The following is a 17,409-nucleotide window of genomic DNA, read 5'->3' as shown; positions in this document are numbered from 1 at the left end:
AGACCAGAACATAAACAGAATTCATTTGGAAAATTGTATGAAAAAGACCATTACTACGAACAACAATACCGAAAATATCGCTGCAATGGCGACCTTACCACCGCTGCCGAGTGACGTTTTACTGTGGAACGACTACCAGTTCCCGCGTGAAATTCACAACGGCGATCCGAGCGAAGATAACACCCCAACCTTTAGCGGTAAGGGTGAGGCGGGCATGACGGCAGTGATCGACCTCGGTGGCGGTCAGAGCGTTCGCGTACCGGTCAGTTCAGAAGGTATCTGGAGCTGGACCCCTGCGCCTGCGCTGGCTGACGGGTCTTATACCTGGTCAGTCGCTCTGGAAGACAATCAGGGCAACCGCGGTCCGTCTACCCCGCCAATCAGCTTCACCATCGATACGGTAGGTAATGCGGTCTCCATCAGCCACGCTGAAGATAACACCGGTACGCTGACCAACCCGCTGGCAAGCGGCAGCAGCACGGATGATGTTAACCCGGTTATCGTGGGGACGGCGACGCCGGGTTCTCTGGTAACGCTGTATGTGGACGGTAACCCGGTTGGTTCAATGACGGCCGATCCGACAACCGGCGAGTGGGCGATTGAGATCAACCCGGCGCTGGAATCGGGTAAAACCTACGAAATCACCGCGGGCGAGTATAGCGGCCCAGGCGAAATCCCTGCGCCGACGCGTCCGTTCCTGTTGACGGTAGATACCGTTGTGCCGACCGGCACCTTCGATCGTATTGAAGACAACGAAGGCCGTTATAAGGGTGATGTGGCCAACCCGGGCGTGACCGATGACACCACCCCAACCCTGCACGGTACCGGCCGTCCGGGGGATATCGTGTTCGTGCGCAACGGCAGCGACATCATTGATTCAGTCACTGTTCGCCCTGACGGCAGCTGGGAATACACCCTGCCTGAGCAGACGAACGGCACTGCGCTGGACGTCAGCGTGGTCTTCCGTGGCCCGACCGGTGTGGAAAGCGCACCGACCGCACCGTGGAAGCTGGTGATTGATACTGAAGCACCAAACAAACCGATTATTGGCGACGTCGAGGACGACCAGGGTCCGGATGTCGGCCCTATTCACAACGGTGACACCACGGATGACACGCAGCCGGTATTCAGCGGCGAAGGCGCCGTGCCTGGCGATACCATTGAACTGATTGTTGATGACGAAGTCGTGGGGACCGCGATTGTCGGTGACGACGGTAAATGGGAAGTGACCCCGGAGAAACCGCTGCCGGAAGGCGAACATGAAGCGGTAGTCGTGATCACCGATCCTGCGGGCAACGCCAGCGAGCCGTCCGATCCGATCGACTTTATCGTCGACACGCAGCCGCCGGCAAAACCGACGATCGATACCGTTTATGATGACGCAGGTCAGCATACTGGCAATATCGCTAACGGTGGTATTACGGACGACAGCACCCCGGACTTTACCGGTACGGCCGAGAAGGGCAGCCTGGTGTTTATCATTGTGAACGGGAAAACCGTTGACTCTGTGACCGCTGACGCCTCAACCGGGATCTGGACCTGGACGCCAGCACTGGGCATGGCCAACGGCCATTACGATGTCACCGTTGTGGCGCAGGACAAAGCGGGGCTGCGTTCCGAGCCGTCTGACGCGTTCTCGTTTGACCTGCTGGCGGGCGGTATTCCGACGGCTCCGGCCATTACTGACGTGATCGACGACGTTGACGCGCACGTGGGTACGGTACAAAACGGCGGCATCACGAACGACGCACGCCCGACCATTACCGGTACCGCACAGGATGGCACCACGGTCTATCTGTACGATGGCACTAACCCGGATCCGATCGGCAGTGCCGTGGTAACGGGTGGCCGCTGGACCATTGACTTTGATTCTGATCTGCCGCAGGGCGAGCACCGCTTCCGTGCCGTGGCCGAAGACAGAACCGGTAACCGCGGTCCGGAAACCGGCGAGTGGGTGATTATTGTCGATTCCGTTGATCCGCTGGTACCTACGGACATTGAGCTGTGGGACGACTTCGGCACGCCGGGTCTCATCGCCAATGACGGCACCACCGATGACAACACCCCAACCTACCGTGGTAAGGGTGAGGCGAACGGTACCGCGATTATCGATCTGGGTAACGGTACTACCGTGCGCGTACCGGTAGACGAGAAAGGTAACTGGAGCTACACCCCGGCACCAGCGCTGGCGGATGGCGACTATACCTGGAAAGTCTCTATCGAAGACAAAGCAGGTAACGTGGGTCCGGCTTCTGACCCTATCCACTTTATCGTGGATACCAGCCGTAACGGTGTTTCCATCAGCCACGTTGTGGACGATCAGGGTGACATCACCGGCAATCTGGGTAGCGGTAGCCACACTGACGACGCGACCCCAACAGTGGTAGGCCGTGCGACGGCGGGTGCCCTGGTGAAAGTGTACGTTGATGGCAAATACATCGACAGCGTACGCGCTGACGCCGTAACCGGTGCATGGCAGTACACCATCAGCCCGGCGCTGACAGCGGATGCAACCTATAAGATCACCGCCAGCGAAGACGCAGGCGCAGGCGAGAGTGCGCAAACCGCACCGTTCGAACTGACGCTGGATACGCGTGTGCCGACAGGTTCTCTGGATCGCGTCGCGGATGACGTGGGTCTGGTTCAGGGCGATCTGGCGAACCCGGCCGTGACCGATGACACCACCCCAACCCTGTACGGTAAAGGTGTGGCAGGTGATGTGGTGTTTATCTACGACGGTACCCGACTGCTTGACTCCGTCACCGTAGGGCCAGCAAATACCTGGAACTACACGCTGCCACAGCAGAACAACGGCACTGAGCTGTCTCTGACGGCGGTATTCCAGAGCCCGACCGGCGTGAAGAGCGCACCAACGGCTGCGTGGAGCCTGACCATTGATACCGAAGCGCCAAACGCGCCGGTTATTACCGGCTCCTGGGATGATGTCCAGGGCGGTGTATATAACGGTCTGGTGGGTAATGGCGGTGTGACCAACGACAGAACGCTGGATTTACGCGGCACGGCGGAAGCAAATAGTGTTGTTTACATTGTGATCGATAACTATGGCACTGTTGCGGGTTCCGTGACGGCGGATGCGAAAGGTAACTGGGCATTCCCTGTCACGACTAACTACAACCAGCAGTACGACTTCCATGCGTACTCTGTCGATCCGGCGGGCAACCGTTCAGTGGACTCTGCGAAGTTCTCGATTACAGTTGATACGGTCAATAACGCACCTGTCATTACCGGCTCCTGGGATGACGTTCAGGGCGGTGTGTATAACGGTCTGGTGGGTAACGGTGGCGTAACCAACGACAGAACGCTGGATTTACGCGGCACGGCGGAAGCGGGCAGCGTGGTGTATATCATCAACCCGGCAAACGGTGGGGTGCATGGTTCAACCACGGCGGGTGCGAATGGACAATGGTCTTTCCCGCTGACCACCAACTATAACCAGACGTATAACTTCCAGGCTTACTCTGTTGATAAAGCCGGGAACCGTTCGGAGAACTCCACCAACTTCGCGATTACCGTGGATACCGTGGTGGCCGCACCGAACGTAACGGTTATCTCTGATAACGTGACCGGCGGTAAAGTCGGTAACCTGGTTGACGGAGATCGTACTAACGATAACCGTCCGACCATTACCGGTAATGGTGCCGAAGCGGGTGCGAAGATTGAGATCGTGCTGGCGCTGGGTAACCAGGGATGGACGAGCGGTACAAACCTCGTCTACACCACCACGGCCAAAGCCGATGGTACCTGGAGCCTTGAAATTCCGAAGGCATTGCAGGATGGCACCTGGTACTTCCGTGCTAATCAGACTGACCTGGCGGGCAACAAGAGCGCTCTGGGGAACCAGCACTATGTTGTTGTCGATACCGTGGCTGCCGCGCCGAACGTAACGGTTATTACTGATAACGTGGCGGGCGGTAAAGTCGGTAACCTGGTTGACGGAGATCGTACTAACGACAACCGTCCGACCATCACCGGTAACGGTGCGGAAGCGGGCGCGAAGATCGAAATCGTGCTGGCGCTGGGTAGTCAGGGGTGGACGAGCGGTACAAACCTCGTTTACACCACCACCGCCAAAGCGGACGGTACCTGGAGCCTGGAAATTCCGAAGGCATTGCAGGATGGAACCTGGTATTTCCGTGCTAATCAGACTGACCTGGCGGGCAACAAGAGTGCTCTGGGTAACCAGCACTATGTAGTGGTTGATACGGTTAACGCAGCACCGACCATTACCAGCGTGATGGATAACGTCGGGAATGAAACCGGCAATGTTGCCAACCTGGGTAAAACGGATGACAGCACGCCAACGTTGAACGGTACGGCGGAGGCAGGCAGTACGGTCTATATCGCCGTGAATGGTGGCACCTACTCGACCACCGCCTCGGCGACGGGTAGCTGGAGCTTTACACCGTCTGCACTGCCGCTGGGTAACCATACCTTTAGCGTCTTCTCGATTGATCAGGCGGGTAACAGGAGTGCGGGTGTTTCCCGTAGCCTGACGGTAATCTCACCGAAAACAAGTGGCTTTGAGGACTTTAATGCGCTGACCCCACAGAGCTATGGGAAGGGGCTGGTTACACTGGCGAGTGGTCTGAAATTTACGTTAAGCGATAACTATTATCCGGGTTACGGTGGTTCAATTTATCAGTGGGGTGTAGGGAATAGCCGTAAACTGGCACTGACCGGCGATATCACCATGCATTTTGATGGTGTGAATGCGGTAAGCATGAAGCTTTCCGGTGCAAACGACTCAATTCAATCGAGTGTCGTGAAATCCACCTTCATTGTCTACGATACTGCAGGCAAGGTGATTTCATCCGGGTATCTGCCTTCTGGGGAAGCGACCTTCTCCGCCACTGCACCAGCGGGACGCGAGATTGGCAATATTGTCTTCCATATGGGGCGTGGGGCCAGCAGTGGTCTGTCGGGCGGTGGTAATACCATCAACACCGATCAGTACATGATTGATGATGTTCGCTGGACGGTTAACACCACCCGCACTGCCTCCAGAAGCATGATGATGAGCACGGAAGAGCAGCATGACGACAACACCCATGCCGTCAGCACGCTGAACGGTCATGAGATCAATCTGGATAACCTCCAGCACAAGACCATTGATCTGACCAACAGCAAGCAGGACAAGCTGAATATCAGTCTGAACGACGTGCTGACTCACGCTGAGAAAGATCTGTTTATCGCCGATGGCAATAAACAGATGATGGTTCAGGGTAACAAAGGTGATGTTGTGAACCTGAGCGATCTGCTGCCAGACAACAGCGATCCGGGTAACTGGACCAATGCAGGCAACGTTAAAGTTTCCGGCGTGGAATATCAGGTTTACCAGGTGGAAAACCTTGATGTTGAACTGCTGGTGCAGAACGGCGTCACCGTCAACGTGAATAATCACTAACTAAAACTTTTCCAGGCCCCCGGGAGGGGGCCTGTGGAGGATTTATGACTTTTTTCAAGACCTCTTTATTCGCGGCGCTGTTTACTACCACCGCATTTGTTATCCACCCGGCGCTGGCGGCGGAGAATTTTGGTAAGACCTATCAGCCTGTCGCTCCCGTCGGCCAGACGCAGACGCAGGTGGTTTACTACCGTGATGCCAGCAACACCGCAGGTGGCGCGGCGCATATTTATGTCGATAACGAATTCCACGACGCACTGCTGCCGGGCGGCTATACCGTTTTCTGTCTGGCGCCGGGCAAGCATAATCTGGGCGCGTACCAGAATGATGCGCCGCAGTATCGCGGCAAAGAGCAGGGCTACAACGTCGAGATGAGCGGCGGCCAGACCTATTTCGTGCGCGTCAGCTCAACCATGAATGCGGTGCCGGAAGCCCGTACGCGCGTGCAGGCGGAAAAGGATCTCGCTGGTCTGCGTGAGCAGACGCACGTGCTGTCCCGTGCCTCAAGCGTAGAGGCCTGTAAGAACCTTGCGCCACAGTACAAAGATTACACCCTCTCGGGCGATGTGATGTTCCGCTTTAGTAAGGGAAATGAGAAGGGCGTTTCCGCTCAGGGTCGCCAGGCAGTAAAAGATCTGGTGGCGACGATCAAACGTGAAAACGTTGAACTGAAGCAGATTCAGGTTATCGGCCACACGGACGCCATCGGCAGCGATCGTAGCAACTATGCGCTTGGCCTGAAGCGCGCGCAGACTGTCCGCACCATGCTGGCTGAAAACGGTCTTCCGGCACGCCTGATGACGGCGACCAGCGTGGGCAGCAATGAGCCTGTAGTCAATGACTGTGACGCCTCCAGCAAGAGCGCGTTGGTCTCCTGTCTGGCGCCTAACCGCCGTGTTGTGGTACGCGTAAGCGGCGATCAGAACGTGACTGCTCCTGCGCAGAAATAATCGCTAAACCCTGCCTTCCCGTAACGGGAGGGCACCCTCTTTTCCCCCTGTTTCCTCTCTAAAACCTGTTTCGTGACAAAAAATAACCAGTTCCATTGAGACAGGTCTCATTAAGGCAAGACCATTCCGCGTGACAGAATATTCCTAATTCATCTCAAAAAGTCTTTTTATCTTTTTGATTTTACTGTCTTTTAACAACCAGGAACACGCGAATTATGGAATCCTCAATGGCCAATCCCCAGGAGGAACAGCTGCACACTATCGCCCGTGATACCCGACTCAATGACGACACTCTGCTCAGAAGCATTGCCTGGCTGTCCGATCATTATGGTCTGGGTAAGAGCGACGATGTCTTGCTGGCTGGTCTGCCTGTTGAACAAACTCTCACACCCTCTTTAGCGCTTGATGCGCTTAAAAATGCCGGTATCACCGGGGGGCTCATCAAGCGTAATAGTGCGGAACTGCCCGAGCAGGTTTTCCCCATGATTCTGCTGCGCAAAGGTGCGGGCGGCATGGTGCTGCTTGCGCGCGAGCGTCGTAAAAATGCCGACGATAAATGGGATCTGTTCTACTCCCTGATCATGCCGGAAGTGGGCGACGAGCCGGTTGAGCTGAACCATGAGGCGCTCAGCGAGCTGTATGTCGGTTATGCCATTGCGGCGAAACCAACTGCGCGCATTGACAGCCGGGTCAGCGATATCGCGCCGCCGCAACCAAAAGGTCACTGGCTGTTCAGTACCCTGTGGCGCTATCGCAGCTACTACCGCAGCGCGGCGCTGGCGTCGGTGCTGGTCAACGTGCTCGCGCTGGCAACGGTATTCTTCACCATGAACGTGTATGACCGCGTTATCCCTAACCAGGCCTTTACGACGCTCTGGTCGCTGGCGGCTGGCGTACTGGTGGCGATGGTCTTTGAGGCCATTACCCGTACCGTGCGGGCGCATCTGCTCGACACCGCCGGCAAGAAAGCGGATTTGATTGTCGGCAGCGTTCTGTTCCGTCAGTCGCTGGCGGTCAAAATGGAGCATAAACCGGCCTCCTCCGGCTCGTTTGCCAACCAGCTGCGCGAGTTTGAATCCGTGCGTGACTTCGTCTCATCAGCCACCCTGGCGGCCATTGCCGACTTACCTTTTGTGCTGCTGTTTATCGGCATTATTTTTGCCATCGGCGGTACGCTGGCCTTTATTCCCATGCTGATGTTGCCGATGATCCTGATCGTCAGCCTGCTTATCCAGTGGCCGCTGGCGAAGGTAATGAAAGCCAGCCTGCAGGAAGCCTCGTTAAAGCAGGGCGTACTGATTGAATCCATTGAAGGCATGGAAACCCTGAAATCGGTCGGCGGTGAATCCTGGATGCAGAGCCGCTGGCAGAAATTCAGCGCTATGCAATCTTCCAGCGCGGCGGCGTCAAAACATTATTCGACGCTGGCGATGAACTCGGTGAGTTTCCTGCAGCAGCTGCAGACGGTGATGCTGATCGTCACCGGTGTATACCTGATCGATGCCGGTAACCTGACCCAGGGTGCGCTGATCGGTACCGTGATGCTGGCGGGTCGCGTGACCGCGCCATTAAGCCAGGTGATTGGTTTAGCCGTGCGTTATCAGCAAGCGAAAGCCGCGCTGGGCTCGCTGAACAGACTGATGGAACACCCGACCGATCGCAGCAGCGACATTGATTACATCAAACAGCCTGAGCTGAATGGCGATATTGAGCTGAAAGGCGTGACCTTCTCCTACCCGGCACCGCCGATGCAGCCGAACCCGGAGATCCTCAAAGGGGTCAACCTGACGATCAAACCGGGCGAGCGCGTGGCGATTGTCGGCAAAATTGGCAGCGGTAAATCGACCCTGCTGCGCATCATCGCTCGCCTTTACACCCCGGTGAAAGGGCAGCTCTTCAGCAGCGGTCTGGATGTGAACCAGATTGAGCCCTCCGACTGGCGTAATAATGTGGGCTTTGTCGGCCAGGAAGCGCGCCTCTTTTACGGCACCCTGCGTGAAAACATTATGATTGGCCGTCAGAACGCCTCCTCTGATGAATTCCTGCACGTGCTGCGTCTGACGGGGCTGGATCAGATTGCGGCGCGTCACCCGCGCGGTATCCACATGCCTGTTGGCGAGCAGGGCAACAGTTTGTCCGGCGGCCAGCGTCAGCTGGTATCACTGGCGCGTACGCTGCTGGCGAAACCGAATCTCTTGCTGCTGGATGAACCGACCAGCGCGATGGATTCCCAGACGGAAGCCCTTTTCTTACAACACCTGAAAGTCGCGACCGCCGGACACACGCTGGTGGTGGTTACCCATCGCCCGTCGCTTCTGGCGCTGGTCGATCGCATGGTCATTATTGATGACGGCAAAATTGTGGCCGATGGTCCTAAACAGCAGGTGCTGGCCGCTCTTAACGGCGCACCCGCAAACGACAGTACCCCTGCAAAAGCCGCTACAGGAAAACAGCCCGTGGAGGCCAGCGCATGAAATTCTTAAAACGTAACAACAGCAAGGCATTATCCGCGCGTGATGCCGCCTGGATGAGCGATATCCAGGAAGCGCTATTCTCCCAGACCACGCCAAAGTCGCGCCTGGTGCTATGGCTGATTCTGGCGGTGTTCGTCGGGTTTTTAACCTGGGCGCATTTCGCCAAAGTGGAAGAGATCACCAAAGGTGACGCGAAAATCGTCTCGAAAAGCCGCGAGCAAATTATCCAGAGCCTGGAGGGCGGCATTCTCGAAGAGCTGAACGTCCGTGAGGGCGACATTGTTGAGCCGGGGCAGGTACTGCTGAAAATAGACCCGACCCGCGCCCAGTCCAGCTATCAGGAGACGCTGCGTAAAGTGGTGGCGCTGGAAGCGACCGTTAACCGCCTGCGTGCAGAGGCCTACGGCCTGCCGCTGACGTTTAGCGACCGGGTGAAAGAGTACCCTTCCGAAGTGGACCTGGAAACCCGCGCCTACAACAGCCGCAAACAGGCGCTGGAAGAAGGGGTGGCCTCGCTCGAGAAAAGCTACCGCCTGGCGCAAAACGAAATTGCCATGTCCGAGCCGCTGGCCGCGCGCGGCCTGCTCTCAGAAGTGGAGCTGCTGCGTATGCGTCGTCAGGCGAATGACCTGCAATCGCAAATTGTCGAGCGTCGTAACCGCTATCAGGCGGATGCCAACGCCGAGCTGATTCGCCAGGAGCTGGATCTGGTGCAGGCCGAAGAGAGCCTGACAGGACGTGCCGACGTGGTGAGCCGGACAACCATCTCCGCGCTGGTAAAAGGCACCGTGAAAAACGTGCGTGTCACCACCATCGGCGGCGTTATCCAGCCCGGTGAACACATTATGGAAATCGTGCCGCTGGAAGACCAGCTGCTGGTTGAAGGGAAAATCAAACCGTCTGACGTCGCCTTCCTGCATGCCGGATTACCGGCAATGGTGAAAATCACCGCATACGATTTCGGCATCTACGGTGGCCTGAAAGGGCACGTGTCTCTGGTCAGCCCGGATACGCTGAAGGATGACGCCAAAGCCGCCGCTGGCCGCCCTGACGACACCTATTACCGGGTGATGGTATTAACTGACAGCAGCACGCTGAATGCGGGCGGTAAATCTCTGCCTATCATTCCCGGCATGATTGCCACGGTTGAAATCCGCACCGGTGAAAAAACCATTCTCGATTACCTGTTGAAACCTATCTTCAAAGCGAAGGAAGCGTTCCGCGAGCGTTAATATGAAAAGTAACTCTATTTTTATGCAGCGCCGCCTGGCGGCGCTGTTAACGGCCGCGGCTTGCCTGGCATCGGCTAAAAGTGCAGCAAATAGTGACGGCTTATTAGCCTTTGCGCCTGTAGACCCTGCGGTAAAATCTCGCATGGTGATGGCCTCGACACCGCCCGCACCCGCTGCGCCGTTAGTGGAGCAGGCGCCGGTGACACATGCGGCCGCCGCGCCGAAACGTGATAATACGGCCCGCACGCCCAGCGAAAGGGAAATTCGCGCCCTGTTTAATGATGCGGTGAATACCGCGCTCAGTATCAGCCCCGAAGTGCGTGGCGCGAATTATAATACTGAAGCGGCAGAAGCGAATGTTGACGAAGCGAAAGGTCAGCGCTGGCCGCAGATTGATGTCGGCACCCGTTCCAAAAGTTATCAGTTTGGTGGTGGTGAGCGTCGCTACAGCGACAGCCGACCGGCGGTCACCGTGAATATGGCGACCACACTGCTCGATTTTGGCCGCACCAGTAACACCATCAAAAGCCGTGAAGCCCTGCATGACGCGGCGAAAAATAACGTCGATGCCCAGGCGGAAGATATCGCCTGGCAGGTCAGCAGCGCGCTCATCGAACTGAGCAAGCAGCGCCAGATCATCAGCCTGAGCCAAAAGTATGTGGCCCGCATGAATGAGCTGGTCAGCATGCTGGACGGGATCGTGAAGGTCGATCAGGGGCGCCGCAGCGAGCTGACGCAGGCTCGGGGGCGCTTGCTTCAGGCGCAATCATCTCTGGACACGGCGGTTTCGCGGGCTCGTGATATTGAAATCACTCTTAACCGTCTGCTGGGGGACAAAAAAGTGCCTCTGCCCGCAGCGACCGCCTGGAACCTTAAGCCGGGAGAGTTGACGACACAACTGTCGGCCATCGACAGCCATCCGACAATTCGGCAAGCTAAGGCGGAAACCGCGTCGGCGCTGGCGGATGCGGATGTCGCGCGCTCGGCCTCTTACCCGACGGTAACCTGGAACGTGGGCAAAAGCACCGGGCGTGACGAACTGGGGCGTGAACAGTCCTGGGAGACGGGTGTGAACGTGAGCTGGCCGATTTTCCGCGGCGGTTCTCAGCGAGCCGCTGCACTCTCTGCCGCGCGTCGTGCGGACGCCAGCAGAGAAACCATAGAAAAACAGTTACGCGATTTGGATAACCGCGTGCGCGCGGCGGATCAGGACGCCCGCAGCATGCTGGAACGCGCTGAGTTGTACCATGACTTAGCCTTTGAATCCGATCGCATTCGCCATGATTTCTTCGATCAATGGTACCACCTTGGCAGACGAACCCTGCTGGATGTGCTGAGTGCAGAAAGTGATTATTACGGTAACCAGGTTGCAGAAGCCACCAACCGCTTTGACGCTTACGCTGCTATTTTTCGTAGTTATGCCAGTGCGGGAACATTATTGCAGTGGCTGAGAAAGCAGTAATCAGCCATTTTTATAATGACCCACACAGCAGGCACAGAAAGAGAGTGCAGATGAATCAGTATTCAGGAAAGAAAATTTATATCGCCTTACTCGACGATCATCCGATTGTCCGCAAAGGGCTGGAAATTATTTTCAGCCAGGAGCCGGATTTCGAACTGAAGGGCAGCTTTGCCAGCCGCATTGATCTGATTAACTTTTTACGTACCAACCGGATTGATGTGCTTATCCTCGACTATTTGCTCGGGGATGAAGACATTGACGGATTGCCGATGATTAAGCAGTTAATGAGCAATTTTCCCTGGCTGAAAATTTTGATCTCATCGACGCTGGAAAATACCGCCATTGTTCGTATGGCGCTGAAGGCAGGCGTGCGCGGGCATATCGGCAAAAGCCGTGACGCCTCGGAAGTGGTGGATGCCGTGCGCCGCGTGGCGGCTGGGCATATCTGCCTTTCCGAAAGCATGGAGAAGGAGTTTTATCTTATCTCCGAGCCATCTGCATCCGGTGACGCTGAAGATGAACAGCATGTAATTGACGGCATTGGCCGTCTGGACCAGCTTTCTGCCCGGGAACTGGAGGTGTTACGCCTTTTCCTTTCCGGTATGTCGGTGCTGCAAATTTCTGAGAAGTTCAGCCGGAGCCGCAAAACGGTTAGCGGCCAGAAGAAATCCGCAATGAAAAAGCTGGGCGTGAAGACCGACCCTGAGCTGTTCCTCTGGCACGACCAACTGCTGTGAGTGTTGTCCGGCGGCGCTACGCTTGCACGGGCCTACAATAAATCGTTCAATTAATTGATATTATTGTCGATTGTAGGCCGGGTCAGCGCAGCGCCACCCGGCAAGAAGTACTGTTACGCAGCGCCGTCGCCAGATCGCTAATAGAGCACGGCTTAAACAGACAATCGTTCATTCCCGCTTGCAAACACCGTTCCTTAATCTCATGCATCGCATTGGCGGTAAAACCAATAATCCATGCCGGTGTCCGGCCCTGCTCACGCTCAGCGTTACGCATCATGCCCGTTAGCTGATAACCGTTGATGCCCGGCATATTGCAGTCGGTGATAACCACATCAAAGGCAGTATCGGCCCAGATTTTGAGGGCCTCATCGCCACCGGAAGCCAGATGCGCGTGCTGCCCCAGCCAGGCCAGCTGTTTGGCCAACAGGATGCGGTTTGCGGGATTGTCATCCACCACCAGCACGTTAAGCGCCGGTAACTTTTCATCTTCCGCATCAGGCTGGGCAGGCGGCGTAACGGCACGGGTAACTTTAGGCAGGGAGAAGGTCGCCCTGACGGTGGTACCGACATGCTTTTCGCTGGCCAGCGTGAGCGTGCCATTCATGCTTTCACAGATGGTTCGGCTGATATATAACCCAAGGCCGGTGCCCGCCCGACGATTGTCCGCCTGGCTGAATGGCTTAAAGAGTGCGGCCTGCTGGCTGGCATCAATACCGATTCCGCTGTCCTGCACCTCAATAACAAACTGGATGTTATCGGTGCCGGGCTCCTCACGCTGCGATAAGGTCAGCGTCACGCTGCCGCGGTCGGTAAACTTGATGGCGTTGCTGAGCAGGTTGGAGAGCACCTGCTTAATACGCAGCGGGTCGGCATAGACCTCATACAGCGCCTCTGTCGGGAAAACCTTATTCAACTGGATATTTTTTTCTATCGCCACGCCCTGGAACACCCGCATCATGTTGTCGATGAGTTTGCCGAACTGCACGGGTTCCGGGTTGAAATCGAGATGCCCTCCCTCGATACGGGAGATATCCAGGATATCGCCAATCAACCCCACCAGACCCTCTGCCGAGTCGTAGGCGACTTCCAGCGCCTGAAGATCGTGCTCGCCCTTGCGCCCTTTTTTCAGAACGATGTCCAGCATGCCGATAATGGCGTTCATCGGGGTGCGGATCTCATGGCTCATGGTTGACAGGAACACCGATTTTGCCCGGTTAGAGTCTTCGGCGCGATCTTTCGCCTCGCTCAGTTCCGCCAGCAGCGATTCACGTTCGGTGAGCATCTCGCGCAGCTGGGTGAGCTGCTCGTTCAGTTGCCTGCGCAGCGCCGCTTTGCGCACAATCTGCCGACGTAAATAGAGCGCCCATCCCAGCGCTAACAGCACCAGAACGGCGCTGAAGACACCCGTGGCAATCAGCACTTCGCGATAGCGATACCAGAAGCTGTCGACCACCACCAGCTCGTTGGGTCGCCAGCGGTTCGCCAGGTTTTCCATCTCAATGGGTGAGATACTCAGCAGGACTTTATCCAGAATGCTCTGCAGTTCCGGGCTTGCCAGGCCAACGCCAAAGGAGATCCAGGCGGGGGAGTCGCCAACAATCGAAACCACCTTCAGCTTGTCCTGAAAATTGGTGTAGATCTGGTAATCCGTCATCACCAGAATACCTATTGCCGCGTCGGCATCGCCGTTGGTGATGCTGGCGAGCAGCTGCGATTCATTGCCCACGTGAACTATTTTGATCTCCGGGTAACGTTCGCGCACCAGCTGCTCCACGCCGATGTTTTTCACCAGCGCCAGGCGTTTGCCGCGCAGGTCGGCCAGCGTGTTAATGTCGTTACGTGAGGATGATGTGGCAAGAGCAAACGCGCTGCGTAAGTAGGGCCGCGTGAAGAGGACCTGACCCTTGCGCGCCTCGCTCGGCGTCACTGACGCGAGCATGTCAGCCTGCCCGTGGTTGACCTGGGCTATCAAATCATCGGTGGTATTGCCGGTCTCAAAGCTAAAGCGCAAGCCGGTGCGCAATGACACCACGGAGAAGAGATCCGCCACTACCCCGCGCAGCATCCCCTTGTTATCGATAAAGGAGACCGGGGCGGCATTATCCTGGCTGTAGATGAGCACGTTCACCACCGGATGCCGGGCGATCCACGCTTTCTCCTGGTCGGTAAAGACCAGCGACTTGGTTCCCTGTGCAATATCGACCCGATCGGGCTGCCAGCGGCGATAGAGATCCAGCTTTTCCTCTTCGGGTACCGCGCGGATGGTCGCGTTAATCAACTGGTTAAGCAGCGGGTTATTCTGGCTCAGGGCGAACCCCACTTCACGGTTGGGCAGCCGCGAGATGCGATCGATATGAATATTGTTTAAATAGTTTCGGCTCAGCGAATAGCTGTTACCGAGATAGGCGCGTGAATGCCCAAACGCCACGGCGCTCAGCGCTTCCTGATAGCTGTCAAACAGGCGAAAGCGCGCGTTGGGATAGGCCGCTTTCACCTGTGCCAGAGGCAGGTAGTCCCGGACCATCGCGACGTCGGTGTTAGCAAGATCGTCCGCGAGAGGCTGGGTATCCCGGTCGTTCGCCCCCAGCACCGGTTTATCGCTGGCATAGGGCGTTGAGAAGACAAATGCGTCGTTGGCGTCAAAGGCGGAGACAGAGGGGATAAGATCGATATCACCGCGCGCCAGCGCCTGCCACAGCTCTTCCTGCGAGTCGTACATTTTAACCTGCACCGGCAGATTAAGCTGCCAGGACACCAGGCCGAGATAGTCGGCGCTCAGCCCCTCATATTCATGGCGTATGTTGCGCATGCCGAAAGGAGGCACGTCATAACGTGTGATACCCACCGTCAAGTTTTGCATATGCTTTAGCAGCGTTGCCTGCTCGTCAGTGAGCGGCAAGCGACTCATGCCCTCAATGGGGGTGCGCATCAGAATCTTATATTCTTCGCTGTGTGCCGGAGGCATCACGAATAAAAATAAAACCAGAAGCAAAAAACGACGAAGGTAGTGACGCATAACTTTTTATAACGCTCCTGAGCATAAGATACTGAAAATGATATTCTGATTAAACGTTAAAAGCATTGTTATAAGACAAGGCTTGGTTATTATTCTGGCGATTGTGAATAACGAAAAGCACAATGTCTGGTCAGGAACGTTATTATTTCTACGCTATCCTCTCAATACTAATATAAGCGTGCATTTTCGCCTGCTTTTTGCTGCTTAAATCCTGCGCCATCATTGACTGCCGGGAACATCAAGACGGGTCTTGTCGCTTACTTTACAGACGAATGGGAAAATCATACGCACGATTATTTGATTTTGAGCCTGGACAATGCGTCGATCCCTTCAACCTCATTCATCTGCTGCAAAACAAGAAGCAATGCGTCAGACATTTGCTGCCCTGGCGGAGCAGTACCGTCATGCAATGGCCGTGACGGATTATGCGACGGCCTCTCGCTGCTGCGAAAAAGCGCTGGCCGTTCTGCCGCATAATATGTCGGTACAGAGCGATTACGCCCTTAGCCTGATGCGTGAGGGAAAACATGACAAGGCGTACAAAGTCTACCGCAAGATTTATCAGTCGCCCCGTCGTCATGAAGCGTCAGAAACCTGGCTCGATGGCCTGGCGGAACTGTGCGGCCATATGGGCAAAACGGATGAAATGCGCGCGTATGGTCTGGAGTCGTTGACCCTCTCTGACCAGCGTTTTCGTCAGGGAACCGCCTGGCCGCTGCCCCAGACACCACCGCCACCTTTTCAGGCGGATTGCCCGGAAAAAAACATTATCGCGTTCAGTCTGTATGGCGATCTGCCGCGCTACTGCGAAACCTTAATTAAAAACATTGAGGCCGCCGCAGAGCTGTTTCCCGGCTGGCGCTGTCGCGTGTATCTGGATGACTCCGTGCCCCAGCACGTCTGGCAGCGGCTGGCGCAGGCGGGTGCCGCGCTGGTGGATATGAGCCAGGAAAAGCGCATCTATCCCACGCTGTGGCGTTTTCTGGTGATGGATGACCCGCAGGTCGAGCGTTTTTTAGTGCGTGACGCTGACTCTCTGCTCTCTGAACGGGAACAGGTTTGCGTGGAAGACTGGCTGCGCTCGCCGTTTTATTTCCACCATATGCGCGACTATTTCACCCATACCGAACTGTTGCTGGCAGGGATGTGGGGCGGCTGTGGCGGCGCTATCCCAGACGTGGAAGGAATGATGCGTCAGTTTGTGGCGAGCTACCGGGGGAGCGCCCGTTTCACCGACCAGTATTTCCTCAAAGTGGCGATCTGGCCTACGGTCCGGCAGAGCATTTTGAATCATGATGAGATCTTCGCCTTTCACCATGCTCAACCGTGGCCTGCACATCCGCCTGTTCGCTGGCAGACTGAGCACTTCCACGTGGGCAGCAACGCCGGGTTTACCGTGCTGGCGGGGCCGAGCGAGAAAGCCAGCGGTGAAAAGCAGGCTGTCGTATTACGGATTGAGGGGGGGAGCTATCGCTATACGGCGGTGGTGCGTGATGGGCAGTGGCGATTGCCTATCCCATTCTTCCTCGCTGACGGTTTTCGCGAGGGCGAGGTGCAGGTTGAGGTTATTACGCAACCTGATTACGTCTGAGGCGCAACGTCTAGTCCTGTCTGGACCAGTAGCTCCGTCTCAATACCCGAATGGTGATAAACCTCATATTGCACGCCATTCACGGTAACGGAGCCTCTGGCTTTCATCCATTCTCCTGGCTCTGATTCTGCAGGAAGCAGATCGGACAGATTGACCCGCTGCCCGGGAGGGCCTTTTATCAGTAGCTGCTGATTAACGTCGTCGATAAAAAGACGCTCTTCCCCCTGAATGAAAATATCGCCGAGCGCGATTTCGACCAGTGCAGGAAATTGATCGTCAGTCGCCATCTCTTTATGGGCATCGGCAATGTTTTCGCCGTGGGCAGTTAACGTGTTATTCATTTTTTGTGGAACCTGTTTACGCATAGCAAATCTGCTGCGTTTTTACCTTCCAGCAGGGGAGGGGACAATAAGTCCGGTCTTATAAAAATCCGCTGACGATAGTTTTTAAAAACAAGACCGACCTTAATCCCGACTTGCCCACCTATTGCTAAAATTCCTGCAAATTATGGCGGTTATCCAG

General features: G+C 56.0%; 9 protein-coding genes. 7 read left to right on the top strand and 2 right to left on the bottom strand.

Features of this window, described 5'->3' with window-relative positions; all coding sequences use genetic code 11:
- The first annotated feature begins 37 nt into the window (after positions 1-37).
- The 6 genes from V1603_RS01745 (at position 38) to V1603_RS01720 (ending at position 12,280) form a co-directional block, all read left to right on the top strand.
- Entirely contained in the window at positions 38-5,425 is a 5,388-nt protein-coding gene (locus V1603_RS01745) for an Ig-like domain-containing protein (RefSeq protein ID WP_395313428.1), read from the top strand.
- Positions 5,426-5,469: 44 nt separating this feature from the next.
- Positions 5,470-6,375, top strand: coding sequence for an OmpA family protein (locus tag V1603_RS01740; RefSeq protein ID WP_395313427.1), 906 nt, complete (start codon positions 5,470-5,472; stop codon positions 6,373-6,375).
- 215 nt (positions 6,376-6,590) lie between these two features.
- Entirely contained in the window at positions 6,591-8,849 is a 2,259-nt protein-coding gene (locus tag V1603_RS01735; protein ID WP_395313426.1) for a type I secretion system permease/ATPase, read from the top strand.
- Positions 8,846-10,081 carry an HlyD family type I secretion periplasmic adaptor subunit gene (locus V1603_RS01730; protein WP_395313425.1) on the top strand — a complete coding sequence of 412 codons (1,236 nt, stop codon included), beginning with the start codon at positions 8,846-8,848 and terminating at the stop codon, positions 10,079-10,081. The genes V1603_RS01735 and V1603_RS01730 overlap by 4 nt, the downstream gene beginning before the upstream one ends.
- A gap of 1 nt (position 10,082) precedes the next feature.
- A complete protein-coding gene (locus V1603_RS01725) occupies positions 10,083-11,543 on the top strand; it encodes a TolC family protein (RefSeq protein ID WP_233003174.1) in 1,461 nt (486 codons plus the stop codon).
- Positions 11,544-11,593: 50 nt separating this feature from the next.
- Positions 11,594-12,280, top strand: a complete 687-nt coding sequence (locus tag V1603_RS01720) for a response regulator transcription factor (protein WP_116342818.1) — start codon at positions 11,594-11,596, stop codon at positions 12,278-12,280.
- An 82-nt stretch (positions 12,281-12,362) separates the two neighbouring features.
- On the opposite strand, the gene V1603_RS01715 is transcribed toward V1603_RS01720, so the two are convergent.
- A complete protein-coding gene (locus tag V1603_RS01715; protein WP_395313424.1) occupies positions 12,363-15,209 on the bottom strand; it encodes a transporter substrate-binding domain-containing protein in 2,847 nt (948 codons plus the stop codon).
- A 451-nt stretch (positions 15,210-15,660) separates the two neighbouring features.
- Between V1603_RS01715 and V1603_RS01710 the strand changes: the two genes are divergently transcribed.
- Positions 15,661-16,887, top strand: coding sequence for a tetratricopeptide repeat protein (locus V1603_RS01710; protein ID WP_395313423.1), 1,227 nt, complete (start codon positions 15,661-15,663; stop codon positions 16,885-16,887).
- Here V1603_RS01710 and V1603_RS01705 read toward each other — a convergent pair.
- Positions 16,878-17,252 carry a Biofilm associated protein A gene (locus V1603_RS01705; protein ID WP_395313422.1) on the bottom strand — a complete coding sequence of 125 codons (375 nt, stop codon included), beginning with the start codon at positions 17,250-17,252 and terminating at the stop codon, positions 16,878-16,880. The two genes, V1603_RS01710 and V1603_RS01705, sit on opposite strands and share 10 nt — an antisense overlap.
- Positions 17,253-17,409: the final 157 nt, after the last annotated feature.

The sequence above is a fragment of the Enterobacter sp. ECC-219 genome, assembly GCF_043966805.1.
In the GTDB taxonomy this organism is placed as follows: Bacteria; Pseudomonadota; Gammaproteobacteria; order Enterobacterales; family Enterobacteriaceae; genus Enterobacter; species Enterobacter cloacae_N.
This window is presented reverse-complemented; position numbering and strand designations above follow the sequence as displayed.

Coding starts and splice junctions, on each gene's coding strand:
- V1603_RS01745 (WP_395313428.1), top strand. CDS start 38: ATGAAAAAGACCATTACTACGAACAACAATACCGAAAATATCGCTGCA.
- V1603_RS01740 (WP_395313427.1), top strand. CDS start 5,470: ATGACTTTTTTCAAGACCTCTTTATTCGCGGCGCTGTTTACTACCACC.
- V1603_RS01735 (WP_395313426.1), top strand. CDS start 6,591: ATGGAATCCTCAATGGCCAATCCCCAGGAGGAACAGCTGCACACTATC.
- V1603_RS01730 (WP_395313425.1), top strand. CDS start 8,846: ATGAAATTCTTAAAACGTAACAACAGCAAGGCATTATCCGCGCGTGAT.
- V1603_RS01725 (WP_233003174.1), top strand. CDS start 10,083: ATGAAAAGTAACTCTATTTTTATGCAGCGCCGCCTGGCGGCGCTGTTA.
- V1603_RS01720 (WP_116342818.1), top strand. CDS start 11,594: ATGAATCAGTATTCAGGAAAGAAAATTTATATCGCCTTACTCGACGAT.
- V1603_RS01715 (WP_395313424.1), bottom strand. CDS start 15,209: ATGCGCACCCCCATTGAGGGCATGAGTCGCTTGCCGCTCACTGACGAG.
- V1603_RS01710 (WP_395313423.1), top strand. CDS start 15,661: ATGCGTCAGACATTTGCTGCCCTGGCGGAGCAGTACCGTCATGCAATG.
- V1603_RS01705 (WP_395313422.1), bottom strand. CDS start 17,252: ATGCGTAAACAGGTTCCACAAAAAATGAATAACACGTTAACTGCCCAC.